Genomic DNA, 23,716 nt, shown 5'->3' with positions numbered 1-23,716 from the left:
CCTTTCGCTGACCTATCTATGTCGCAACCTAAGGCCGGTTCACTTATCGTTTATCCGCGGATACTTCCTCTCACCGGGGCACCGAATTGGGGCTCTCAGTTCCCTTCGGCTTTATCCATCGCTTCACACCCCATCGTTACCGATGACGCATGGATGAATTGAGGACTCACCTAGACACTGGTTTGGCTATTGCAATGTTTCACAACAGCACTCGTTCGAGCGACTTCGTGTCGCACAGGCTTGGGATACTTTATCCTATTGCTGCCCCGGTTTGCATCACATAATCGGGGCAGCTAAGTTTTGAGCTTTGGTTTCTTCCTAAACGTCTGGAGACCAAAGCTTATGTTTCTTGATACACCTCAAAGTCCGGTTGCGTCTGCGCTTAAGCCCGAGCCGCTGCCCGATCATCAATACGAAACCGTCCGCCATATGCTGTTTGGCAGTCTCACCGCTGTGCGGCTTACCATCCAAGAGCTACATAACAAACACTATGCCGAGCCCAACGACTGGAGCAAACCCATCTCCACCGGACGCCCGAATGAAGTCATGGCCATTTTGACTAAACGGGTCGCTATTCAGCAGTAGACGAGGCATAGGCTTGGTGTGTTTTGCGATCGCATAACCGTCCATTCCATTTTCAAACAATACCATTCTCTTTTCAACCTGCATCGTTCCGTGTTTAACCAAGAAACTTGTTGTTTAAACACGGAATTGCCCATTTTCAAACAGAATCTTTGCGGTTTGAAATAGTAACCGTCCTTGCCTAAAGCCTATTGCTCCTATTTAAGCTGGATTAGCCTGCGTTTGCTTCTACGCTCTGCTTTTTGGTGCGTTGCATCCACCAACCAACAAGAGGAAATTGAATCCAAAAAGAGAAGTAGAAGAATGTCAAATACCAGTATGGAATAACAAACCCGATTCCCAGACCCTTGTAAACGGCCAGCAGCAGATAGTCATATACAAAAAGCGGAAGCGTTAGGTATAGGGCCAGCCAACATGAGTTGACCAAATGCTTGCCGTCAGTCCAGTAGCTTTTGAGGGTGTATTGCGTAATCGGAAAATAGATGAGTGTGACGAAGACACAAATCGTAATTTTTGCCCAAAAGTACCACTGCTGATAATAGTCGGGAAGGCCAATGATGTAAAAACTGAGCCAAGTAATAAAGCTGTATGCAAGCAACTGGAAGTGTTTCTTAGTTTCCATAGTGACCTCTAGTTACTTTCTAGTCATGTACTTTTAGTGTTGAGTGAGCAAGTTATCCACGCAATTACCTCAGAAGTAATTGCACGAGTTAGTCGGATAAAGTGTGTGGCAACGCATCGTCCTCAAGCCTATACAAAGGGTGCCTCTGCAGCTAACAGAATAAGCAGAAGATATAGCTTTAACAGCGATAGTATGAATCTTGTCTTGGCAGTTCGACTCACTCTCATTTCCATGCCCTCTTTTTCAAAACCTACCAAAGCTGAAATTCAGGCAGCTTACGGTAAAACCGTTCCCGATATCATTGCTCCAAATCTAAATGTGCTCTTTTGTGGAATTAACCCCAGTATTTATAGTGCTGCAGTGGGGTATCACTTTGCCCGTCCAGGCAATCGCCTCTGGAAAACGCTCCATGCGGCAGGGTTCACTCCTCGGCTGTTTCATCCGTCAGAGGATCGAGAAATACTGTCATTGGGACTGGGTATGACGAACATCGGTGACCGCGCTACAGCTAGGGCTGACGAACTCTCTAAAGAAGAGTTATTGGCGGGACGGCAAACACTTGAGCAGAAAATCAAGCACTATCGGCCTAAGGTTTTGGCTATCCTGGGCATCACAGCCTATCGCACGACATTTAATCAGCCCAAGGCAGTTATTGGGCGGCAGCCCCATGGGTTACATGACGCTATCCTATGGGTATTACCTAATCCGAGTGGTCTCAACGCTCATTATCAGGTTGATGACCTAGCACGAGTCTATGCTGAGATGAGACAATCCATAGGACTATCCCATCTGCCTTCAGAATAGGTGGTGGCAATGTTTTGTGGCTTATTTTCACCTTCAGGAAAGAACGAGGGGCCAGAATCCTCCAACCCCTAACCACATCCGTGGTGCGTTTATCTTTTTATTTTGTTAGTTGACTTATCTTTCTAAACCGTAAACCGCCAAACAATGGGTTCCCAACCATAGGCATCTGCCTGGGGTCTCACATGGCCCAGCCCTGGAAAGGGCATATGGGGCACCAACAATAGACGACGCTCTGCTGTAACTGTTTCAAGCAGATTACGACGAGCTATCACACCCTGCTCAGGATCACCATCAAAGGCAACTTCCCAGTCCGGATTTTCCAGATTGAGAGGGTCGCTAAAGAAAACATCGCCTGTGGCTAATAAGCTTTCTTCACCAGAGGTAATTAAATACGAAGCCTGCCCTGGCGTATGTCCCGCAGAATCAACCGCTTGGATATGGGGAATGACCTCGTCGCCCATGGTAAATAGGGTGGTGCGATCGCGAATCGCCATCATAGTTCCCTTTGCTGTTGCTATCAATCCAGCCTTAGTCTCTTCATCTAATAGAGATTTTGGCAGCTCTACGGTGTCCGCTGTCCAAAAGTCAGCTTCTGCCTGGGAGATATAAAACTGCGCATTAGGCAAACGTAGTTGACCATCAGCGTCTAAAATGCCGCCAATGTGGTCCGGGTGGGCATGGGTCAAAATAACCGTGTCAATATCTGTGACAGCCACACCTGCCGCTTGAAGATTTTTCAACAGATGACCAGCGGTAGGACCAAATGCATCCCCTGAACCCGTATCAATCAGCACCTGATGTTCATCGGTTTCAATATACAAAGCATTGACGTGGGCAAAGACATCTTCTGTTGAGAGAAAGTGGTCTGTCAGTACCGATGTCACTGCATTGGGGTCAGCCTTAGGGACGAAAAAGTTAGCTGGAAAGGATAGTGTACCGTCACTCACCACCATGGCCTTTAAATCGCCCACCTTGAAGTGGTAGACAGCGGCGTTCGTGGGCGCTGTTTCGGAGACAGCCTCAATAGAATTGGGTTGTGACAGAGCACTGTTACCCAACAGTACCAGGCCAAGGCTTAAACAAGCCGATAGCAGAAGTAACTGACCGCGAGAAAGATAATGTGTGAGTCCTCTCAATAGATCACTATACCCGTGTTGAACTCTCATATCTGCTCCTATCTATGTTCTGAGCACCTTTATAATTCGCTTAGTACAAGTTTCAGGTTTCTTGGCTATTCTAATCTACTTAAGCGGATTCTTCGGTCAGACTCCGGTTGATAAAAACCTATGTCATTAAACGGTATGAGGCTGAATTAAAGATTAAACAGACGATTTCTCAATCACGATAGAAGCGAAGCGAGGGAAATCTCTGGCAGCGTCGTTATTGGAAGCATATTATTCGTAACGGAAAAGACTTTGCAATCCGTTGCGATTATATTCATTACCACCCAGTCCGCCACGGGTTATACGAAAGACCGCAAGAGTGGAAATATTCCAGTGTGCATCGGTTTTTGAATAATCTGGCCATCAATATATTCACTGGCAGGTTTCGTCTCTGGCAGCTGTAAAAACTCTGCCAAGATCAGCGTTTTAGATGGTGACTGTACCATTTAGGTTTACCCCTCCACCTGCCATATCAGAAGCTATGTACCATTCTATCCCCCCAATACCTATTACGGTCTTTATGCTCATTTTTACAACTGCTAGAATGGGCTAAACCTTGTCCATTTCCAGAACTGTAGTTTTTCTGTAGAGGATAACGATCGTTTTCAACTTGGACGTGGTTCAGCACAGTAGACCAATCAGTACATCTGATGACTGCTTTTACCGTTAATCTTGAATCGGCCATTACCCTAACTGACCAGCAGTTCTATCAACTTTGTCGTCAGAACCCCGACTTGAAGTTTGAACGCACTGCCGAAGGAAATTTAGTGATTATGTCACCGACAGGTGGAGAAACGGGTAACCGTAATGGTCGTCTAACCCAGCAGCTATTCAACTGGTCCGATAATAACGAATCAGGCATCGTATTTGACTCATCTACTGGTTTCAAACTACCCAATGGAGCCGACCGCTCACCTGATGCAGCTTGGGTTGCCTTAGAGCGATGGCAGGCCCTCACCTCTGAACAACAAGAACAGTTCGTCCCCCTGTGTCCTGATTTTGTAGTGGAGCTAATGTCGCCCAGTGATGCCCTCAGCAAGGCTCAAGAAAAAATGGCCGAGTATCTAGATAATGGGCTGCGCCTTGGTTGGTTAATTAATCGCAAGGGGCGGTTTGTTGAAATCTACCGCCCCAATCAGCCAGTTGAACGATTGGAAAACCCAACTCAACTATCAGGAGAAGCCGTGTTGCCCGATTTTAATCTGAAACTATCCTACATTTGGTAAACAAACTATTACGTCTCAACTCAAAACCTCCAAGATTGGGGGTTTGGGGGCCTGGACAACTGATAGCTCCTTTGCCAGAAATGACCTAGGAAACAGCTTTAGAGTTATTTGGTGTCAACTGCAAATACAATCCTGGCACCACCAGCAACGCAATCAACGTCGCCGACAACAACCCAAAAACAATCGCCATACATAGCGGAAACCACTGCGCATCACTCAGCGCCAACGGCAGTAAACCAATAATGGTCGTAATCGACGTCGTCAAAATCGGTCGCAGTCGATCACTGGCTCCAGCCGCCGCCGCATGGCGCACATCCAACCCTTCTTTCCGCCGCTCATTCATCGTCTCCACCATCACGATCGCATCATTCACCACAATCCCCACCAACGCAATCACACCAATCATCGCTGGGAAAGAGAATGACAGACCTAGTAAAAAGAACCCAAACAAAGTACCAATTAAGGCAAAGGGAATCGTGAGAATAATAATCAACGGCTGAGTGTAGGAACCAAACTGCAACACCAGCACCGCAAACACCAAGAAGATAGCCACTACCAGCATCTGACCCGCAGAACCAAAGGTCTCACTGCTGGTATCCGCATCCCCACCAAACCGATAGGAATACCCCCGAGGCCAGCGGTCAGAATTGCCCTCATCGTTGGGGTCATATTGCATTGCATCTAGCTTCGGCGTCAGTTCAGCCAGGATTTGGGAGTCGTAGAAGTCCTGTCCCGGTATCACCTTAGCCAGTACCGTTACACTGCGCTGAGTATCACGGTGGGTGATCGCCAGGGGAACAGCTCCTGGCACTTCTTCCAACAGGGCATCGGGCGATATGGCTTCACCGTCTGAATTGATAAACCGCATAGTGGCAAATTCATCCAGGCGAGAAGGCCCACCAATCCGACCTTGTTGAGATGGCCACTGGGTACTCAGGCGAATTTCAAGATCCTCTTCACCACTACCAATGGAGAAGTCACCCACATCGTTATCGATCATCAGATAACGTCCCTGCAAACCCACTTCATCCTGGCTGATGCCATAAAAGTTAAGAGACTCTCGCTTAGGCACAAGTTTATAATCTTCTCGCAAATTACCCAGGTCATCACGTACATCCATGGTGCCTGGAATTTCTCGCAGTGCCTGTTGCACTTCGCTGGAAATTTCCCTCAGGGTTTGTAAGTCATCGCCAAAAATCTCGATTTGAATCGGATCAGACCCACCACCAGACAGGGGAAACCCTGTACTCAATATAGCCCCTGGATAGTTACGGATAATCTCTTTTTCTAGTTGAACTTTGAGGTCGTAAGCATATTTAAAGGAATCTCGTGCCCGTTGGTTACGATCCACCAAGACTGCTGACAGACCGACAAAATAATCGGCATTGCCCGGTTTAATTTCGCTGGTAGCAACCAGGTTACTGCGCTGCCCCACCAGTTTCACCACACTTTCAAACACCTTCTCGCCATTGGGGTCACTGTAGTTGCGCACCACTTCACCCATGCGATCGGCCACCTCTTGAGAGGTTTCTAGGGTAGCGGCTGGGGGCAGTTCCACATTGAGGCTGAGTTTGTTGTCGTCGCTAACGGCAAACAAAGAACTGGGTAGCTGACTAAATAAAATAGCGGCGCAGACAAACAGCGCGATCGCACCAGCTGTCCACAGACGAGCCACATGACGATTGGGAATGGTCATGCGTAAACTCCAGTGGGAAAACTTTTCAGATGCAGCTTCTGTTAGACGATCGACATAGGTTTTAGACTCACCGCTGCCACCTTGATTATCGAGCAGAAATCTGGATAGGGGAATCACTGCCAACAGGGCCAGGGCATAGCTCATCACTAAACAGGTAATGGCACTAATGGGAATCAGCCGAATATACTTACCCAGGGTGCCGGAGATTGCCATCAGCGGAGCCATGGCCAAAATGGTGGTAAGCTGTCCGGTAAAGGCAGGCGATGCATAGGTTTGCACAGTTTTAATAGCCGCTTTAGGAAAGCTCAAACCCTGTACAAAAATGCCATCGTGCAGACCCTCTAACATGAGAATAAATACATCCACCAAGAGTCCCAGGGCTAAGATCATCCCCACGGTGACCATGGTATTGAGGGTGTAGCCCAGCATCCAGAGAATAAACAACACCCCGGCAAAGGTCATGGGAATCGCTAAGCCTGCAATCAGTGCCTCTCGCCAGGTCAGGGCAACAAACAAAATGGCGAAGACTAACAGCGATGCTTGCAGTACGTTACTACCCAAATTTGCCAGGTCACTGCGAATGGTATCGGCATCATTGGTGAGCACCTGATAATCCATGCCATGGAGCCAAATACTGGGATCATTTTTCACCAGCTCCATTTCTGCCAAGACGTCTTCGATTACCTGAATGGTATCGCTACCAGCAACTTTGACCACCTCCAGGTTGATGGTGGGGCTAAACTCACTCCCTTCCCAGCTTAAAAAGGCCCGTTGGGTTTCCCGCTCCAGTCCCTGGTAGACGTCGGCCACCTCCGACAGTAAGATCACCCGATTCTCATCCAAGCGGGTTACGGGCAAATTCTTTAAATCTTCCAGGGTACGAAAACGACCGTATAGACGCACCTGGGCCCCAATCTCATCATCCCGTACCAGGTCCCAGGAGCGGTCAATATTGCCCCCCTGGATGGCATCGCGCACCTGGGTGGCCGCAATCCCCAAGGTGGTCAACCGGCTGGGAATCATTTGTACGTGGATGACTTCGTCGCGCTGACCGCCTAGATTTACCTCTCGTACGTTTTGAACAGATTCTAGACGTTCTTGTAAATCTTCTGAAGCCTGACTGAGTAAGCCAATATCTAGCCCTTCTCCTGTTAGAGCTAAGGTGAGAACCGGTGAATCCTGCTGGGATAGCTGCTCAAAATCTGGCTTTTCACGTCCGGTGGATTCTTCAGGGAGTTCTGTCTCAGCGTCGTCAACTTTACCCCGCAGTTCTTGAATGGATTCAGCAACGGGGGATTCTGCCTTAAAGGCAACATTAATAATGGAAAATGAATTGAAGGTGGCACTGGTAAAGTCATCTAGACCTTGAAGACTTTTGATTTCTTCTTCTAGCTTGTCTGTGACCTGATTTTCAAGGGTCTCGGCATCGGTCCCCCCCCAGGTGGTGGTGATCATGGCCCGAGCAATTTTAATTTCGGGATCGCCCTCTTTCACCATGGAGAAATAGCCCATCAGCCCCCCCATCAGCAGCATAAAGCAGAGGAGAATGGCAAAGATCTGCTGAGTAAAGAAGAACTCCATCCAGGCGGGCACTGACGAGATATCAGCACCCTTCTCAGTTTCAGGAGCAGCCGTAACGCGCTCGTCAATTTGCATAGGGCTTAATTCCGGTCAACAATCTCGACGGGGGTGCCATCTACCAGACGGTTTTGGCCTTCGATTACCACCAGCTCACCGGGTTCAATACCGGAGAGAATTTCTACGCCAGATAATCCTTCAATCCCGCCGGTAACTCGTCGCTGTTGGACGGTGCCGTCAGCTTCGTTGACCACAAAGGCATAATATTGCTGATTTCTGGAGACTAGAGCCCCGAGGGGTAAAACTACGGCATCATTATCGCGAGCCACTTCAATCCATACATAAACCCGGCCCCCTACCTTTAAATTACCGACCTGTTCCAGGTTTCGAATCGTGATTTCAGTGCCGCGACTGCCGGGTGTTTGGGAGGGGCTAACCGCAAATACTCGCCCACCACTGCCCCGCTGTCTAGCAATATCAAGTAATCCCTGGGAGTTAGCTCCAGCTGCCTGCAGCGCACTGACCTCTTCTTCTAAGACAACATAGGCTCGCTGACCTGGCGTAATCTCTCCGGCTTCCCCTGCCTGTAGTTCGATCTCCACTTCAAAGGATTGAGGATCAACCACCACGATTGGGGCAGACTCAATCAAATCTTGGGCGCTGCTCGTATTGAGATATTGGGTGCTCCAATACTCCCCTTCTCGAATGTTGATATAAGCCACTACTCCATCTAATGGAGAGACCAACTGTGTATCTTCTAGGTCAACGGCACTCTGATTAAGGCGAGCCACTGACGCATTCACCCCTGCTTCGGAAGAACGAATGCTCTCGTCGGCAGAGCGGACATCTTGTTCAGCGGTCTTCAGGGCGGCGGCGGCCTGGTCTACTCGGTTGATGTAGGAGTCGCGATCGCTTTCCGATACCGCCCCCTGCTCAAATAAATTCTCATAACGTTGTAACTCAGTCTCAGCCAAAGCCAGGTCCGACTTGGCCTTTTCTAGATTCGCCTGGGATTGCAATAAACTGGCTCTGGACTGGTTTAGCTGGGTTTCCGAAACCTGGATATCAGCCTCAGCGGTAGCAATGCTAGATTCCTGTCTGCGAGCATCAATGGTGGCCAGTAGCTGCCCCTGAGAGACAAAATCTCCTTCCCGCAGTTCAATGCCATCGACCTTAGCGACATAAATAATGTCACCACTGGCCTGAAAGTTAAGTATCCGCCGTCGGACCGGCCAAACGGCACCTTCATCAAATACCCATCCTTGGATTGGCCCTGTCTGGGCTCTGAGTATCCTGACTGGTAAACGGGATTGGTTGGCTGTCTCTTCTGTGTCTTCCGATGGGGGAACCGCTGTCAATGTTCGATAGGCTTTGACAGCCACAAATCCAGCTACCACTAACATGGCTAGAGCAACGGCTGGCCACAGCGGTTTCTTAGACTTACGACGCCATCCCGGTGAAGCACTGGACTGAGCATCACTATCCGTAGATGTGGGCGGCGTTTCGACTGCCGTCTCTACATTAGTGTTTGATGAAGTATTTGATGACTGCTCAATTGGCGGTTGAGAACTGATACCGTCAGAGGACATGGAGTAGGTAGTTGTGAAACTATAACTATGGAGCGTCCCGAATTAGATTTGCCTAATGTTGCCAAATAAATTTACTGAATGCTAGCCAACAAAGCACAAGTACATAGAGTTTAACATCTGATTTTCAGGTCACCTAATGTTCATGCTTTATCGTGTTACCTATGTTGATTGGAACGCTGACTGAGATAGCTACCGATCAGAATAGCAATGAAAATAGAAGAGTACATCTGGCCTACGATAGCTTCTAAATTTGTTAATACTTGAGCAACTTCACTTAAGGGAACAATATCGCCATATCCCAGGGTGGTGAGGGTGGTGAAACTAAAATGAATCGTTCTGAGATAAGAACCCATGCGTACAAGCGGTTGCGAGAAGGCATTGGCATCCAGGGTATTCACAATGCCGTATAACAACGCCCAGACAAACCCGATTAGTAAATAAACACTAATGCCACCTCGTACTATATCTACGGTAACTTCGGGTGTAGTAAAGATATCTCGTCCAATCCAGTAGGCAGCTCCTGCCAGGTAAATAGCAAAGACGATTTGAGATATGAGACTAAATGTTTGATTTAGATAAAAGCCTCCGTTTAGACTGGCAATGGCTTCTAGACTAAAGGCGATAATTGCGATCGCGCCATATATAGTCAACAACTTTTGAGGCAATGGAAAGCTGTTGATAATCAGCAGAATCGTATACAACAGTAGCGAGATCAGGAAAATATTGCCAACTCCAGCTTGTAAAAAGGGAGAAACTACAAAGGTTGTAGCCAGAACAATCAGCAGTTGTCGATATTTTTTCTTATTTTCTTGAGAAGATTTCATACAGGGCATTACATCTGGAATACCCCGATATTAGTGGAGGATACAACCAGATAGTATCTATTTGCCAAACATCGTCCATGGCTACAATTGTGCTGTGAGCAAAAGATATCGATGACTGACCAGGCTATGCCCAAAGCTACGTAGTACTTCAACTGGTTTGTCGGTTGTTTTTTCAAGCGAAGAACACTTTGGCAACAACAACCCATTAACAAATGCCTCAACAGTGTGGATAATTGCAGTAACAGCTCAGTGGAATTTGACAAACCTGACGCGTGTGCGATCGCACCAAACCTATCAGTTTGCACGTACCAGGTTCAAGATGACGAACACGTTCAGCATTTGCCCTTCCCCGCGTCACCACCGCCATCAAATACAAAATCAATAGCCCTACCTTTCACAAAGCAGCGGCCTATTTTTAATCCAGCCTTTAATCCTAACTGCAACCAGATAAAATATGCGAGGCATACAACCTATCGTTCTTCAGGAGAATAAATGAAATACCACTCCACCCGTGGTCAGGCTCCCGTTCTTGATTTCGCCGATGTCGTCCTCACTGGCTTGGCCAGAGATGGCGGTCTGTATGTGCCGGAAAGCTATCCACAATTCTCATCCGAACAATGGCGAAAACTGCGTGGCAAATCCTACCAGGAGGTGGCATATGCGGTGATGACACCGTTTATTGGCAGTGCCATTAAACCCGACACCCTCAAAACGCTGATTGATGAGGCCTATGCCGGTTTCCATCACCGGGCCATTGCCCCCATCATCCAGCTGGATACCAATCACTTTTTGCTGGAGTTGTTCCACGGGCCAACCTTAGCCTTTAAGGATTATGCGCTACAGTTCCTCGGTAAGCTCTTTGATCATCTGTTGCAGGAACGGGGGGAGCGGCTCACTATTATTGGGGCCACCTCGGGTGATACCGGCTCTGCTGCCATTGAGGCCTGCCGTGACAAGGATACTATTGATATTTTTATTCTTCATCCCCACAATCGCACCTCAGAGATTCAGCGTAAGCAAATGACGACGGTGCTTTCGGCCAATGTCCATAATATTGCCTTAAACGCTCCGTTCGATGATTGCCAGACCATTGTCAAACGGTTGTTTGGCGATTTAGAGTTTCGCGACCAGTACAACCTGTCAGCGGTGAATTCGATCAACTGGGCCAGGATTCTGGCCCAGGTGGTTTACTACGTCTATACGGCGCTAAATCTGGGTGCTCCAGACCGCTCGATGTCGTTCTCTGTACCCACAGGTAACTTTGGCAATGTATTTGCGGCCTATGTAGCAAAGCGTATGGGCTTACCGATTAGTAAGCTAGCGGTGGGGACGAATAAAAACGATATCCTGACTCGCTTTTTTAACTCTGGCGAGATGAGTACCGATGTGGTCTCTCCGTCCATCGCGCCTAGCATGGATATCCAGATTTCTAGCAATTTTGAGCGGTTGCTGTTTGAAGCTTATGGCTGTAATGCTGAACACGTGACTAAGACGATGGCAACCTTTGATCAGACGGGGGTATTCAGCGTGTCCCCTGATGTTTTGGCAAAATTACGTGAAACCTTTGTCAGCGCTCGACTAGACGATGACAGCATTGCTCAGGTGATTCAGGAAACCTATCAACGTAGCGGTACCTTAATTGATCCCCATACGGCCATTGCCTGTGCTCCCCATCTGGTGCAGGCTCTCCCGGAGGAGTCTGCGCGCATTTCCCTGGCCTGTGCTCACCCGGCTAAGTTTCCGGCTGCCATCCAGGCGGCGGTCGACGTTTTTCCCAAACTACCCTCCTTTCTCGGTGATCTATTTGAGCGGGAAGAGCAGTTTACGGTGCTGGAAAATGATCAGGCGGTGGTTAAGGCGTTTGTGAAAGAAACCTTGGCAACACGATCAGGGACTCTATGAAGGCATGAGGGCGGAAGCATGAGGATAGAGGAAGGGGAAAATACTTGAAGTAGCGATGATTTAGGCGTCTAGCTGGTCGTAACCAATGTTTTTCCTGCGCTGGCGCTGGTGCGATCGCAACTGATGGTTCCTACGCTATCGTTGATGCATCGATACCCAGGGAAAGCACCATGAAAGTCAAGTACTTTATCAATCTGCACAAGGGAGCCACCTGCTTTTTTGTCCTGGGGTTGATGCTGGTGTATCAGAACTTTACCCTGGGTCCCTGGGTATATCTAGCACTACATGGCACCTATGGCCTTTTATGGCTGCTTAAAGATAAGCTCTACCCTGACAAACAGTGGGAGCAAGAAGTGCCGCTGCCGCTGGGGCTGATGGGGTTTGGCATTGTCAGCCTGTATTGGATAGCTCCTTTTCTTTTAATCAGCAGCTATGCTGAACCACCCCTGCCACTGGTGGCGGCCGCTATCGCCCTTAACATCTTCGGTGTTTTCTTTCACTATGTGAGCGATGCCCAGAAATATTACACCCTAAAATATAAATCGGGTCTGATTACAGAAGGTTTCTTTGCCCGCTGTCGCAATACCAACTATTTGGGTGAAATTCTCATTTACCTGGCTTTTGCCATGTTGGCTATGCACTGGCTCCCATTTGTTATCTTAGGAGGCTTTGTCGCCGGGCTCTTTGTCCCCAATATTCTCAAAAAAGACAAATCTCTCTCCCGTTATCCAGAATTTGCAGCCTACAAAACAACGTCTGGATTGTTAATCCCTAAATTGTTTATAGACTCATCTGCGACTTCTAAGCCATCAGCAAAAGCTTAAGTCCTGACCACCACAATCGTGAATATAAAACAACTTCGCTGCGCATATGAGTAATACTAAGGCTTCCGCGCTTAAATAATTCCCCTGTTACCCCATCACTCATCCACCCATCTACAGCCTCAACCTGGGACTGTATTTTTGTGCAATCCCCTAAACTGTTTCTCTGTATTCCATAGCGGGAGAGTCATGCAAACTACAATGCAACATAACGTTAGGATCCCCTAACAAAGAGTTTGCTACCATCCAAAAATAGAGTACTGAAAATTTTCAAACCAGTTTAATCAAAATTGATAAAATTAGGAGAATATTATGGCGGGAGTAACGATTAATGACTCTCAAAAAGACTTTTTAGAGCAGATCATGCAAAAGGCCAATTTTCCTGATATTTACGATGCTCGCGACACGACAGTAGTGGTGTTTCGTACCATGCGCGACATGATGACCACTGAAGCCTCTGATCGAATTGAAGCCGCTTTTAGTAATGATGGGATTGCTAAGCTCTGGAGGGACGACAATGTTATTGTTCGATTGCTCAGCCGGTTACGTCCTCCCCTTAAAATTGAGTCAGAAGTATTTATGCGCCGTATCGCACAGGAGGCCAGTGTTCCCAAGGATGTCACGCCTCAGGGTGTCGTCATTGCTGTCTTTTCAACCGTAAGAGACGAGCTGCCCTCAGACATCGTAAAAGAGATTTCGGGGTATCTCCCAGAGGGCATCAAGATTCTGTGGGAACAGCTCTAAGCCAAGCAAGGTGGGCAAAACTGCCCACCTTGCTATGATTTCTATAAAGGCTACGTTCTGGTTTCAAGAGCATTTCAAGAAGAGGTGCACTCATCAAGTTATAACCTATACTTCGGTAGTCCAACGCCAATCTCAACAACATGCTCCCCACTTTCGTTGTTGAGGTATAGGTAAGGTGCGCACTCACATACGGTCGCTAATTCATCTCGCAGGGTAATCGCCATCTCCCCTCTTTCTGCTCTGGGCAACTCCATAAACTCCTGTGTCACAGATACATTGACTAACACGGAATCTTTCCACTGAGTTACGCTATTAATTAAACGTTGATCAGGGTCGATCTCAACGAGCTTATTGTCAAACTTGGCAAGCTCCGACTGGGTCAACATAAACCTTGGTTGGGTTGGGATAGTATCGGGCTCAGATGCTTGGGTTTGTTTAGACTCTTGTGGAAGTATCAAACCAATTACACCCAAGATCAAAAAGACGGTGCTGACCCATAGCCACATTGGGATTGACTTCAACGCACCTTTCATGAATTACCGCTCCATGTAAACCAAAAACAGCATTAGCACTATTCACAGAAAAATGGTAGCGATCAGTACAGCTTTATAAGTATTTAACCTTTGGCTGATGTCGTGACTGCCTACAGCATGCCTATGTTGGCTCGAAAGTCTTCTACAAAAAATCGAGCATTGCTACTCCAAACTATGATTTCATCCGCAAAGCTGAGCTAATTGAGCCTTTCAGACCAGCTGCTCCTCTAAATTAACAATGGCAAAAATGGCTGTATCCTTTTTAAGGACGTTAAGGAATCTTTAAATTCTGATTGGCATGGTTTTGAGAAAAAACTATGGGTAACGTTCTAGCGAAGGACAGTAACCCCTAAGGACGGAGAAATAAGCAAAATGCTCGTAGTAGAAAAAATATGGAACTCTAAACGGCCTCAACTCACATCCCTTAACCGACTATACAAATTTTGTTTAGCTTATATTCAATGTTTTATGCTCAAGCTAGAACTACCAATGGCAGAAATTTAGCAGCTATTTCATCCACCCATCCACCCATCGACTCATCCACATTTGCTAGTGGGCAAACTTACGCCACAGAGTACTAGGTCTATAACTGAGGCAAGAAAATGGTTGCTAACGAGAGCACCGCAAGAGCAAAGGAGCTATATGAACAAGCCCGTCTCAAAGGTGCGGCAGGTGACTATGACAAAGCTATTGCGATATTAAATGAGCTGATAAAGTTTGAGCCTAGTTATGCTGAAGCCTATATTTTAAGGGGGCATGCGAAGTATTTGAATGGTGATCAAGAAAAAGCATTCGACGACTATCGTTTGGCTGCAAGTGTTTATGAAAGGAATGGAGAGCCAGAAAAAGTGTCAGGTCCTCTAAGTGTTATAGAAATGCATAATCGAGCTGTTGAGATGCGGAATAAAGACGGAAAACGCTATGTATAAAATACAGTCAGGTAAAATGCATTAGATTGTTATGTCAGAGAAATCTTTGATTATTCGTTCAGCTATTAAGAGTGATACCAATATAATTGCTGAGCATCTGTGTCATATTGCCCTTGGATTAGGGTTACCTTCTGACTCCATTCGACAGGATTGGCTAGAAAAAACAACTAAATTTATTGATTACGCTTGTAAAGAGCTGCGCTACAAAAGCTTTATTGCGGAAGTTATGGGTGAAACTGTGGGCTCAGCCAGCTGCCAACTATTAGAGCTGTATCCAATGGTCAGTGAAGCATACCAAAAAGGGTACATCTGGGGTGTTTATGTGAAGCCGGCTTACCGCAGACAAGGAATTGCAACAACGTTAATGAAACAAGCCATGCTTTATCTAAAGGGAATTGGCTGCACAAAAGCAGTACTACATGCGTCTGATCAGGGTAGGATGCTGTATACCCGCTTGGGCTATGTAGACAGTAATGAAATGGTCTTAAATCTCGATTAAATGGCGGATACAAGAGATAGACTACTCCTCAGAGTGTTCTATCTCTTGTATGCATCTCTTGTGCGGTGGCACAACACCATCACTCCAGAATTATGGAGTCACCTCTTGTTGATAAACGGTTGATCGAAAATCCTCTACAAACCCAACTGATTCATACAAAGCAACGGCACCGTTAGGATTTTGACTATCCACACCGATGGTGGCAGTCTCCATACCCTGAGACCGCAGACGTTTTAACCCTTCAATTAATAGCGCTCGTGCTAATCCCTGGCGACGATAGCCGCGTCGGGTCCCCAGAAAACAGACGTGACCTTCCTGGTGACCCAGTCGTTGGTTACGTTCAGTGTCAATATAGCTGTAGCAGAAGGTAACCAGCTTGCCTGTGGAGGTCTCAATCACCAAGTCCAATGCTGGATCATAGTCTGAGAGACTGATGTAGTAACAGTACTCTGCTATCGTCATTGGGATGTAGTTCCAATGGTCCACAAAGGACTGGTTGAACATTTCAACCCAGGCTTCAGTCTCGCTTTTGCCACGGACACAGCGAATTTGCCAACCAGCTGGAATGGGCTGTTCTGGCAACGGTGCCTGAAGCGATCGCTTCAGCTGAAAGAAATAGCGTTCTGGGATAAAGCCAACTTGGGCTAGCAGTTCTCGGCGCTCTGTCAGCTGGTCGCGACAGCCTGTTTGCAAAACCAGGGGTAAGGCAAAATCCTGACCAATAGCGCGTAGGCGCTGTTTGGCCCAGTCCATAATTGTCCCTTCTAACCCTCCTCCTCGCACCTGGGGATGGATATCAAAGTATAGGGAACCGCGTACCTGGGTTTCGTTGGGTTCTGGGGGATGGTGCCAGATTTTTGCGATCACAACCACATTCCCTGTTCCATCTCTCCACAGCTGTAGATTACGATTAATATCAAACTGAGGGTTGGCAAACTCTTCCCGCAGCTCTTTAACAGAAGTTCTGATATCTAAATCATCAGCAATGCGACAGGCATTTATCAAACTAGCAATAGCTGCTAAATCGGCCTCACTAGAGTATTGACAAGGACGAAAGGTAGATACAGTGGCCATAAAGCCTCTTAGCATTCAGTTCTTTTCAAGGGCAGATACAACATCGCACAAACGCATTACTGAAAATTGTAGTATACATACTACAAAAACAGATCGAGTAAGTACTGCCTAAATACTTTAGATCAGTTCAAGGGCCTGATCGAGTAGTTCAACAGCTTTGGCAGAGTCACAGACACCCAGCCAGGTTTTGACTGACTTTGGTAGCCAGCCGATGAGCCGTTGCCAGGCCACCTGATCGGTTGTGCATTGAGCTGCGATCGCCACTAGCGTTGATGCCTGAGACTCTGGGGCTGTGATCGCCTGGGTCAACTGGAGTGCTTTATCAATCTCGCCTTGTTCTGCAAATGCGATCGCAGCACAGCTCCGCAGCCCATCTGCTGACGGACTCAGGTCAATTAGAGGTACCACACGCTCCGGCAACCCATCATTGCAGTAGGTTCGACCAACTGTTGATATGGCATTTGACATATCGGGCTGTGGGACTAGCTGCCGGGCAAGTTCTTCGGCCTGATCATATTTCTCGGTCTCCAGGTAGGCACGCACCAGAGAGATCCACACAGATTGGGGATTGCCCATTGATTGCACTAAACTATTCGCGGCCTCAACTTGCCCTGCCCTGGCATAGGCGCTAGCAATGGTCTCATGGGCCGCCTGGCGTGTACTGGTTTTCTCAATCGCCTGGGCTTGGGTCTTGGCCTGCTCAAAGTCACCCATTTCCGTATACCCTCGCACCAAAGAATGTTGTGCAGAAGCCAATTCCTGCGGATCGGTTATTTGTTGTACGTGGTTATTAACGGTTGCCCAGAGCATCTCGGCCTGGTCGCTGCCCAATGTGTTGTATAGAACAGCAGCGTCTATCCAGTTGTTCACTACATCTGATGGAAATTCTGCCAAAGGCTGAATATTGGGGACCACCCCATCCAAAAGGCTGAGCGCCAGCGGCGGCTGGTCGAGGTCTACCAACAGTCTGGCTAAACGCAGCACCTGGAAGTGATATAAAGCCGATTCAAAGGAATTCGTCACTTCGAATGTCTCGGGCTGCTGAAGTTGACTGGTTTCCACCACAAGCTGAGCCAGTTCTGGCTGTTCTAACTGTATCAGCTGATCTACCATGGCGATCAGGAGTATCATCCGATTGACCATGGGTTCGGTTGGACTCTGTTGTGCCGTTTCAATAGCTTGTGTGACCAGTTGCTCGGCCTCGGCCTGCTGGCCAGCATCGTAAAATTCTCCAGCAATCTTAACCATTGTGATTGGCTGAAAAAGGTGCTCGACCCGGTTGGCGATGGTTAAAGCCAGGTCTAAATGGCCAGCCTCTGCGTAATTGTTGGCTCGGTTGAGTAAGGATTCTTCCGGTGAGGTAGCGCTAGATGCACAGTTTTCGAGGGTGCGTTCGCGGGCGATCTCTACGGCCCGAGTGAAAAACTCTTCTGCTTTATCGGGCTGATTCACGGCCTGGTAACCCACCCCAATCTTTAACCAGGCAGTGGCTTCAAAGCAATCTCCCCCCTCATAGGTGGCGGCCTGTTCCAACAGCGGCATCGCTTTATCCGCCCGATTGGCAAGCCCATAGCCAAAGGCAATATCCGCTAGCTGCCTAGCTCGATTCAATTCAACAGGCTGTGCTAAAGCAGCGCTCCCTAAACAGAACAAAGTGGCTGAAACAACACTACTGCTAAAGATAGATTTCCAAAAGAGAGGTAACATAACAAAGATTTAATTTATAAACTGTCTATTGGCAAGTGTCTATGATCAAAAAACTAGGTCGCTAGCGTTCAATCTAACGCTAACAACACCCCATCAGTGTGTGTTCTGTTGAGTCAGATCTTTTGCTAAATTTAACAGCTACAGATTACCGATTTCAGCAAAAACAGAAATATTGTTTGAAACAGAATGAGGGAGCGTTGCCCTGTCTAAACTTGTTTAGGATTTGATCCCCATTTCTTAGATCAGTTCGAGGGCCTGATCGAGCAGTTCAACAGCTTTGGCGGAGTCATGGACACCCAGCCAGGTTTTGACTGACTTTGGTAACCAGCCGATGAGCCGTTGCCAGGACACCGGCTCGGTTGTGTATTGAGCTGAGATCGCCACTAGTGTGTTAGACCTATTTCCTGGATCTGCAATGGTTTCAGTGAGTTCTAATGCTCGCTCAATCTCTCCCTGTTTTGCAAATGCGATCGCTGCACAGCTTCGCAACCCATCTGCCGACGGACTCAGGTCAATGAGGGGAACCACACGCTCAAACAGACCCAGCTTACAATACCTAGAGCCAATCTCAGGTAGTGCCTCTAACATGTCAGGCTGCTGCGCCAGCTGCTCGGCTTGGTCATACTGCTCGGTATCCAGGTAGACACGCACCAGAGAGCGTCGCACAGATTGGGGATTGCCCATTGATTGCACTAAACTATTTGCGGCCTCAACTTGCCCTGCCCTGGCATAGGCGCTAGCAATGGTCTCATGGGCCACCTGACGTTCACGGGTATTCTCAATCGCCTGGGCTTGGGTCTTGGCCTGCTCAAAGTCACCCATTTCCGTATACCCTTGCACTAAAGAACGTTGTGCAGAAGCCAGTTCCTGTGGATTGGTTATTTGCTGTATGTGGTTATTAATGGTTGCCCAGAGCGTCTCGGCCTGGTCGCTGTCCAATGTGTTGTACAGTACAGCAGCGTCTATCCAGTTGTTCACCGCATCCAAGGGAAATTCTGGCAAGGGCTGAATATTGGGGACCACATCATCCACAATACTGAGGGCCAGCTGCGGCTGGTCGAGGTCTACCAACAGTCTGGCTAAACGCAGCATATGAAAGTTATACAAAGTCGCTGCAAAGGAATCGGGGACTTCAAATGCCTCAGGCTGTTTGAGTTTACTGGTCTCTACAACCAGCTGAGCCAGTTCTGTCTGCCCTAATTCTGTGAGCTGTTCTGCCATAGTTATCAGGGTAATCATCTGATAAACTATGGGCTCTGTTGGGCTCTGTTGGGCTATTTCAACAGCTTGCATGACGAGCTGCTCGGCCTCGGCCTGCTGGCCAGCATCGTAAAATTCTCCAGCAATCTCCGCCATTGTGATTGGCTGAAAAAGGTAATCGACCCGGTTGGCAATGTTTAAAGCCAGGTCCAGGTGACCGGCCTCTGCATAATTTTCGGCTCGGTTGAGCAAGGATTCATTCGGTGAGGTGCCGCTAGATGCACAGTTTTCGAGGGTGCGATCTCGGGCGATCTCTACGGCCTGAGTGAAAAACTCTTCTGCTTTGTTCGGCTGATTCACGGCCTGGTAACCCACCCCAATCCTTAACCAGACATTGGCTTCAGAGCAGTCTCCACCCTCATAGGTGGCGGCCTGTTCCAACAGCGGCATCGCTTTATCCGCCCGATTGGCAAGCCCATAGCCAAAGGCAATATCTGCTAGCTGACTAGCCCGACTAAATTCAACAGGCTGTGCTAAAGCAGCACTTCCTAGACAAAGCAACGAAATTGAAACAACACTACCGCCAAAGATGGACTTCAAAAAGAGAGTTAGCATAACAAAGATTTAATTTAGAAACTGTCTATTAACAAGCGTTTAAGTAAGCGAACTTAATTTTTATAAGATACAAACAAGCTGTTGAATGCCTTAGCCTTAGCCCTACCCTTTATCGGATGAATACATTTAAAGAAGTCGTGGTATCTAACGATATCTATCTAATAACTAAAAAATGAGGATTCAATTAGGTCCTATCTTTTGCCCTACAGGCGTTCCATGGAATGCTTCTGCAGAAACATTTTTGGATCTGATAAAATCCTGATTCCTAACTGGGATTTCCTACTTACGATCAAAAACCTAAATCACCAGTTTTTAACTAACGCTAACAATCTACAATTCGTGTGAGTTTTGGTAAGTCAGATCTTTGGCTAAATTTAACAGTGGCAAACTGTCGGTCTCAGGAAAAACAGAGATATTATTTGAAATGCTCCCTAATCTGGGTTCTCATGTCTGAATACGACAAGTTTACAAAATAGATATATATCCAACGGAGAAAAAGTAGAATGTCCGCTATTTTCCTACCGTGTATATACATCCCATGTTGAATCTCAATATTCTGCATTAACTCCTGTCAATCCTACTTCCAACCCCTTTGGCCAGGCGCTAAAGCATCAGATGAGGGTGGCAGCTCCAGCCCTACCACTTACCCAAGGAGAGTTAGAGGGGATTAGGCAACCATAAATGCTATTTGCGATCGCTTGTGTGTCCACAGTAGCCACTATTCTCTGAGTCGGCGGTAGGCACTTTTTACCAACAGATTATTAAACAGTTCAGTTTTTTCGTGCTGAAACTGAAGTGAATTACTCAGCGTACCAAACAGTGGAATACCCTGGCCCAGCAGGATTGGTACCCTGGTAATAATCAGCTCATCAATCATATCCTCCGCTAAAAAACTTTGGATTGTACGACCGCCATCAATATATAGATTTTGGTATCCTTGTTTATTCAACTGATGAACAAGGGTTTTGATATCCGTGCTACTGACAATTTCGACAGTGTCCACTAAATTTTCAGGAACAGTCTTTAAAGCATTGCTCAAAACAAAAACAGGTTTGCTGTAGGGCCAGTCACCAAACGTAAGGACTTTTTCAAAGCTGTTGCGGCCCATGACAATAGCATCGATATGGCTGATAAACTCACCATAGCCAAAGTCACTCTGCTCAGGATTGGGGATTTCGTCGAGCCAGTCGACCCCACCGTCAGGGGTGGCAATAAAACCGTCGAGGCTGGTAGCAATATAAACGTAGTTAGCCATTGTTATCAGGCGTTAGTAGGTGTTGTCAGATATTAGTAGGTCAATGACCGTCAGGCCAGATCAAACAACAATAGCTCAGCTCCAGTTTGCGCCTCAATGGTTAAAGCCTTAGCTCCTACAAGTTGGATGCCATCACCCTCACGCAGTTCATTGCCATTGAGCATAATAATCCCTCGGGCCACCTGTACCCAGCTGTAACGACCAGTGGCAATATCATAGCTGATGGAATCTCCGGCCCCTAGTGTAATTCTGACACCTGTAAACACTAGCCCTACAAGCGTTACACTGGTGACAAGCCTACCCACCGATATGGATCCTTGAATAACAGGCATATTTGTAATATCATTCATTGCCAACGGTTATTGGTAAATGTTTGCCCCCTAACTACCAATTTCCTCTAACTAAAATCCTAAAAAAAATCCCTATATCTCTCGAATTTACAAAATATTCTCGAATACTTAGGAAATTTATCTTTAGACAATGCACATTGACAGCTAAGAAATTTAGTCAGCCAGTTAGTGGGGATGTCAAATCAACTTGAAAATAATTTACATAGTACAATTACTCAAATAGTTGGAGGAGCCATACTCCATGGCTTGTTTTCTCTTATTTACAAAATCTCAGTTAAATGAAATCGATCGTTGAGTTCAGCAAACGATCAATTCTTGTGGAAAACGATTTTTATTATTTTGTTTGTTGTGCTTTACAGATGAGGTATACGGTATGGATATGCCAGGTGAATTAACGTTAGAACAGAAGTTTCAGTTACAGGTGTTGAAAGAGCAAGTACGCCATCTTTCGCGCGAAGATGCCCAGAATTATGTACTTAAGGTCATGCAACAAATGATGGTAAAAGATAACTTGGTCAAACATTTGCTCAAAAATGATTAAGAGCAAAAAAGTGGGTCTGGCTATGGAGGTAGGATACGTGCCGTAAGCATGATGAGAGGTCCAAGCACACTGCCTGGACCTCTATAATTCACTTTACGTATGCAAAATAATTACTATCTCTTTATGGCTCTAGCAGTCCATTAGATAAACGACTCCACTCATTCCATGAGCCATCGTAATTGCGCACGTTTGGATAACCCAACAAGTATTTCAAAACAAACCAGATAAACGCCGAACGTCCGCCAATGGCACAGTAGGGGAACACCTCTTTATTCGGCGTAATTCCCTGTTGGCTATAGAGAGTCTTAAGGTCATCAAATGATTTAAATGTGCCGTCATCATTAACTGTATCGCTATGCTCTACATGCACAGCTCCAGGAATATGCCCCGCCCGCTCCTGACCTTCCGGAGGCTTGATCATGAAGACCTCACCACGATACTCTTCAGGCGTGCGCACATCCAACAAGACTTGATCAGGATGCTTTAAAGATGCCTCTACTTCAGGTTGCAAGACCCGTAAGTTAGAATCCAGGGGCTTAGCCTGGTACTGAGTGGGTGCAAACGTTGAGAACTCAGCCGTAACCGGGCGAGATTCCGCTATCCATTTCTGATGTCCGCCATTTAAAACCTTCACATGTTGATGGCCAAATAGGGTCAGTAACCAGAAAACAACACCGCCGATCGCTATGTCACTACCATAGGCGACTACTGTTGTCTCAGGGGTAATACCAGATCGAGAGAGTATGTTTTCGATCGCCGTTTGATCCAGCTTGATGCTCATATCTGACTGACTCAAGTCAGGAAAGATACTCCAAAATATAGCTCCTGGAATATGGGTGAGCAGATCTGGGCTCATCGCCAGTTCTACAACCCGCACATTGGGATCATCCAGATGATCGGCCAGCCATTGAGTATCGACGAGAACATTGGGATAAGCATAGTCAGTCATCATTTTCTCCTAAGAAATCAGCAGTTGGCCTCGGTGACACAATTCGCCAGACCCGATGAACCAAAGTGGAAGATACCAAAAATACAGAGAAACCCAGCAAGGGATGAACAATGGCTAAGGGCACTGGTAGAAACGGTGGGTGCCAATGAATTGTCAAAAACTGTAGCCCTAACAAAACAGACATACTTACTGTCAGTATGCGAATTCGTCGAGGCCAGGTCATTCTGTAGACCCATACCAACAAAATCAGGGATAACCCGCTGTATCCCCTGACCAACCATACATGCGCTTGCCACCAGCTAGGGTTTTCAAAATAAGCCACACCAACTGTCAACAGTTGCGCACTCAGGCAAATATTAAACAGAACGGTCACAACATAAAAACCAACAATGCCGAATCGAGGTTGACGAGTTGTTTCAGCGATCATCGGTGCAATATCTATCGCTTCAGATGAGGATGAAGAGCTCATACATGTTTAGTGCACAACACCTCCACCCTAAGCGTCCCCTTGCC

The 23,716-nt window shown here is 47.1% G+C and carries 22 protein-coding genes; 9 read left to right on the top strand and 13 right to left on the bottom strand.

Going from position 1 to position 23,716, the window contains the following annotated elements; all coding sequences use genetic code 11:
- Positions 1-342: 342 nt before the first annotated feature.
- Positions 343-585: a hypothetical protein gene (locus N836_RS50240; protein ID WP_023072360.1), complete on the top strand. Its 243-nt coding sequence runs from the start codon at positions 343-345 to the stop codon at positions 583-585.
- 208 nt (positions 586-793) lie between these two features.
- On the opposite strand, the gene N836_RS50235 is transcribed toward N836_RS50240, so the two are convergent.
- A complete protein-coding gene (locus tag N836_RS50235) occupies positions 794-1,204 on the bottom strand; it encodes a hypothetical protein (protein WP_023072359.1) in 411 nt (136 codons plus the stop codon).
- Positions 1,205-1,435: 231 nt separating this feature from the next.
- On the opposite strand from N836_RS50235, the gene mug reads away from it, so the two are divergent.
- On the top strand, positions 1,436-2,008 hold the full coding sequence (gene mug, locus N836_RS50230; RefSeq protein WP_051394560.1) for a G/U mismatch-specific DNA glycosylase: 573 nt from the start codon (positions 1,436-1,438) through the stop codon (positions 2,006-2,008).
- A 122-nt stretch (positions 2,009-2,130) separates the two neighbouring features.
- Here mug and N836_RS50225 read toward each other — a convergent pair whose 3' ends face one another.
- Positions 2,131-3,174, bottom strand: coding sequence for an MBL fold metallo-hydrolase (locus N836_RS50225; RefSeq protein WP_023072357.1), 1,044 nt, complete (start codon positions 3,172-3,174; stop codon positions 2,131-2,133).
- 647 nt (positions 3,175-3,821) lie between these two features.
- Here N836_RS50225 and N836_RS50220 point away from each other — a divergent pair.
- Positions 3,822-4,397, top strand: coding sequence for a Uma2 family endonuclease (locus tag N836_RS50220; RefSeq protein WP_023072355.1), 576 nt, complete (start codon positions 3,822-3,824; stop codon positions 4,395-4,397).
- A gap of 85 nt (positions 4,398-4,482) precedes the next feature.
- Here the strand turns inward: N836_RS50220 and N836_RS50215 are convergent, their stop codons facing one another.
- The 3 genes from N836_RS50215 to N836_RS50205 all read right to left on the bottom strand — a co-directional run bounded on the left by N836_RS50215 (position 4,483) and on the right by N836_RS50205 (position 10,084).
- Positions 4,483-7,749, bottom strand: a complete 3,267-nt coding sequence (locus N836_RS50215; protein ID WP_023072354.1) for an efflux RND transporter permease subunit — start codon at positions 7,747-7,749, stop codon at positions 4,483-4,485.
- Positions 7,750-7,754: 5 nt separating this feature from the next.
- Entirely contained in the window at positions 7,755-9,260 is a 1,506-nt protein-coding gene (locus N836_RS50210; protein WP_023072353.1) for an efflux RND transporter periplasmic adaptor subunit, read from the bottom strand.
- Between the two features lie 155 nt (positions 9,261-9,415).
- Entirely contained in the window at positions 9,416-10,084 is a 669-nt protein-coding gene (locus N836_RS50205; protein ID WP_023072352.1) for a potassium channel family protein, read from the bottom strand.
- A 492-nt stretch (positions 10,085-10,576) separates the two neighbouring features.
- Between N836_RS50205 and thrC the strand changes: the two genes are divergently transcribed.
- The 3 genes from thrC to N836_RS50190 all read left to right on the top strand — a co-directional run bounded on the left by thrC (position 10,577) and on the right by N836_RS50190 (position 13,551).
- On the top strand, positions 10,577-11,986 hold the full coding sequence (gene thrC, locus N836_RS50200; RefSeq protein WP_023072351.1) for a threonine synthase: 1,410 nt from the start codon (positions 10,577-10,579) through the stop codon (positions 11,984-11,986).
- 170 nt (positions 11,987-12,156) lie between these two features.
- A complete protein-coding gene (locus N836_RS50195; RefSeq protein WP_023072350.1) occupies positions 12,157-12,810 on the top strand; it encodes a methyltransferase family protein in 654 nt (217 codons plus the stop codon).
- A gap of 309 nt (positions 12,811-13,119) precedes the next feature.
- Positions 13,120-13,551, top strand: a complete 432-nt coding sequence (locus tag N836_RS50190) for a DUF2267 domain-containing protein (protein WP_023072349.1) — start codon at positions 13,120-13,122, stop codon at positions 13,549-13,551.
- Between the two features lie 98 nt (positions 13,552-13,649).
- Here N836_RS50190 and N836_RS50185 read toward each other — a convergent pair whose 3' ends face one another.
- Positions 13,650-14,084: a hypothetical protein gene (locus tag N836_RS50185; RefSeq protein ID WP_023072348.1), complete on the bottom strand. Its 435-nt coding sequence runs from the start codon at positions 14,082-14,084 to the stop codon at positions 13,650-13,652.
- Positions 14,085-14,686: 602 nt separating this feature from the next.
- Between N836_RS50185 and N836_RS0137825 the strand changes: the two genes are divergently transcribed.
- Entirely contained in the window at positions 14,687-15,013 is a 327-nt protein-coding gene (locus tag N836_RS0137825; protein ID WP_023072347.1) for a tetratricopeptide repeat protein, read from the top strand.
- A 31-nt stretch (positions 15,014-15,044) separates the two neighbouring features.
- A complete protein-coding gene (locus tag N836_RS50180; RefSeq protein ID WP_023072346.1) occupies positions 15,045-15,512 on the top strand; it encodes a GNAT family N-acetyltransferase in 468 nt (155 codons plus the stop codon).
- 90 nt (positions 15,513-15,602) lie between these two features.
- On the opposite strand, the gene N836_RS50175 is transcribed toward N836_RS50180, so the two are convergent.
- From N836_RS50175 to N836_RS50155, 5 genes are all read right to left on the bottom strand, one after another.
- Positions 15,603-16,586, bottom strand: coding sequence for a GNAT family N-acetyltransferase (locus N836_RS50175; RefSeq protein ID WP_023072345.1), 984 nt, complete (start codon positions 16,584-16,586; stop codon positions 15,603-15,605).
- Between the two features lie 117 nt (positions 16,587-16,703).
- Entirely contained in the window at positions 16,704-18,293 is a 1,590-nt protein-coding gene (locus tag N836_RS50170) for a tetratricopeptide repeat protein (protein ID WP_023072344.1), read from the bottom strand.
- Between the two features lie 237 nt (positions 18,294-18,530).
- Positions 18,531-20,108, bottom strand: a complete 1,578-nt coding sequence (locus N836_RS50165; RefSeq protein WP_023072343.1) for a tetratricopeptide repeat protein — start codon at positions 20,106-20,108, stop codon at positions 18,531-18,533.
- A gap of 718 nt (positions 20,109-20,826) precedes the next feature.
- Entirely contained in the window at positions 20,827-21,363 is a 537-nt protein-coding gene (locus N836_RS50160) for a dihydrofolate reductase family protein (RefSeq protein WP_023072341.1), read from the bottom strand.
- Between the two features lie 50 nt (positions 21,364-21,413).
- A complete protein-coding gene (locus tag N836_RS50155) occupies positions 21,414-21,713 on the bottom strand; it encodes a pirin family protein (RefSeq protein WP_023072340.1) in 300 nt (99 codons plus the stop codon).
- A 373-nt stretch (positions 21,714-22,086) separates the two neighbouring features.
- Here N836_RS50155 and N836_RS50150 point away from each other — a divergent pair, with 373 nt between their 5' ends.
- Entirely contained in the window at positions 22,087-22,254 is a 168-nt protein-coding gene (locus N836_RS50150; RefSeq protein ID WP_023072339.1) for an NblA/ycf18 family protein, read from the top strand.
- 121 nt (positions 22,255-22,375) lie between these two features.
- Here the strand turns inward: N836_RS50150 and N836_RS50145 are convergent, their stop codons facing one another.
- Both N836_RS50145 and N836_RS50140 read right to left on the bottom strand, forming a co-directional pair.
- Complete coding sequence (locus N836_RS50145) at positions 22,376-23,206, bottom strand: sulfurtransferase (RefSeq protein WP_235071079.1); 831 nt, start codon at positions 23,204-23,206, stop codon at positions 22,376-22,378.
- Positions 23,196-23,672, bottom strand: coding sequence for a DUF6220 domain-containing protein (locus N836_RS50140; RefSeq protein WP_051394555.1), 477 nt, complete (start codon positions 23,670-23,672; stop codon positions 23,196-23,198). The genes N836_RS50145 and N836_RS50140 overlap by 11 nt, the downstream gene beginning before the upstream one ends.
- Between the last annotated feature and the right edge of the window lie 44 nt (positions 23,673-23,716).

The organism is Leptolyngbya sp. Heron Island J (assembly GCF_000482245.1).
Lineage (GTDB): Bacteria > Cyanobacteriota > Cyanobacteriia > Phormidesmidales > Phormidesmidaceae > Leptothoe.
This window is presented reverse-complemented; position numbering and strand designations above follow the sequence as displayed.

Bases quoted from the DNA above. Each gene is read 5' to 3' on its own strand.
- N836_RS50145 (WP_235071079.1), bottom strand. From the start codon at position 23,206: ATGATGACTGACTATGCTTATCCCAATGTTCTCGTCGATACTCAATGG.
- N836_RS50220 (WP_023072355.1), top strand. From the start codon at position 3,822: ATGACTGCTTTTACCGTTAATCTTGAATCGGCCATTACCCTAACTGAC.
- N836_RS50140 (WP_051394555.1), bottom strand. From the start codon at position 23,672: ATGAGCTCTTCATCCTCATCTGAAGCGATAGATATTGCACCGATGATC.
- N836_RS50155 (WP_023072340.1), bottom strand. From the start codon at position 21,713: ATGAATGATATTACAAATATGCCTGTTATTCAAGGATCCATATCGGTG.
- N836_RS50150 (WP_023072339.1), top strand. From the start codon at position 22,087: ATGGATATGCCAGGTGAATTAACGTTAGAACAGAAGTTTCAGTTACAG.
- N836_RS50175 (WP_023072345.1), bottom strand. From the start codon at position 16,586: ATGGCCACTGTATCTACCTTTCGTCCTTGTCAATACTCTAGTGAGGCC.
- N836_RS50225 (WP_023072357.1), bottom strand. From the start codon at position 3,174: ATGAGAGTTCAACACGGGTATAGTGATCTATTGAGAGGACTCACACAT.
- N836_RS50210 (WP_023072353.1), bottom strand. From the start codon at position 9,260: ATGTCCTCTGACGGTATCAGTTCTCAACCGCCAATTGAGCAGTCATCA.
- N836_RS50235 (WP_023072359.1), bottom strand. From the start codon at position 1,204: ATGGAAACTAAGAAACACTTCCAGTTGCTTGCATACAGCTTTATTACT.
- N836_RS0137825 (WP_023072347.1), top strand. From the start codon at position 14,687: ATGGTTGCTAACGAGAGCACCGCAAGAGCAAAGGAGCTATATGAACAA.
- thrC (WP_023072351.1), top strand. From the start codon at position 10,577: ATGAAATACCACTCCACCCGTGGTCAGGCTCCCGTTCTTGATTTCGCC.
- N836_RS50185 (WP_023072348.1), bottom strand. From the start codon at position 14,084: ATGAAAGGTGCGTTGAAGTCAATCCCAATGTGGCTATGGGTCAGCACC.
- N836_RS50190 (WP_023072349.1), top strand. From the start codon at position 13,120: ATGGCGGGAGTAACGATTAATGACTCTCAAAAAGACTTTTTAGAGCAG.
- N836_RS50195 (WP_023072350.1), top strand. From the start codon at position 12,157: ATGAAAGTCAAGTACTTTATCAATCTGCACAAGGGAGCCACCTGCTTT.
- N836_RS50215 (WP_023072354.1), bottom strand. From the start codon at position 7,749: ATGCAAATTGACGAGCGCGTTACGGCTGCTCCTGAAACTGAGAAGGGT.
- N836_RS50165 (WP_023072343.1), bottom strand. From the start codon at position 20,108: ATGCTAACTCTCTTTTTGAAGTCCATCTTTGGCGGTAGTGTTGTTTCA.
- N836_RS50170 (WP_023072344.1), bottom strand. From the start codon at position 18,293: ATGTTACCTCTCTTTTGGAAATCTATCTTTAGCAGTAGTGTTGTTTCA.
- N836_RS50180 (WP_023072346.1), top strand. From the start codon at position 15,045: ATGTCAGAGAAATCTTTGATTATTCGTTCAGCTATTAAGAGTGATACC.
- N836_RS50160 (WP_023072341.1), bottom strand. From the start codon at position 21,363: ATGGCTAACTACGTTTATATTGCTACCAGCCTCGACGGTTTTATTGCC.
- N836_RS50240 (WP_023072360.1), top strand. From the start codon at position 343: ATGTTTCTTGATACACCTCAAAGTCCGGTTGCGTCTGCGCTTAAGCCC.
- mug (WP_051394560.1), top strand. From the start codon at position 1,436: ATGCCCTCTTTTTCAAAACCTACCAAAGCTGAAATTCAGGCAGCTTAC.
- N836_RS50205 (WP_023072352.1), bottom strand. From the start codon at position 10,084: ATGAAATCTTCTCAAGAAAATAAGAAAAAATATCGACAACTGCTGATT.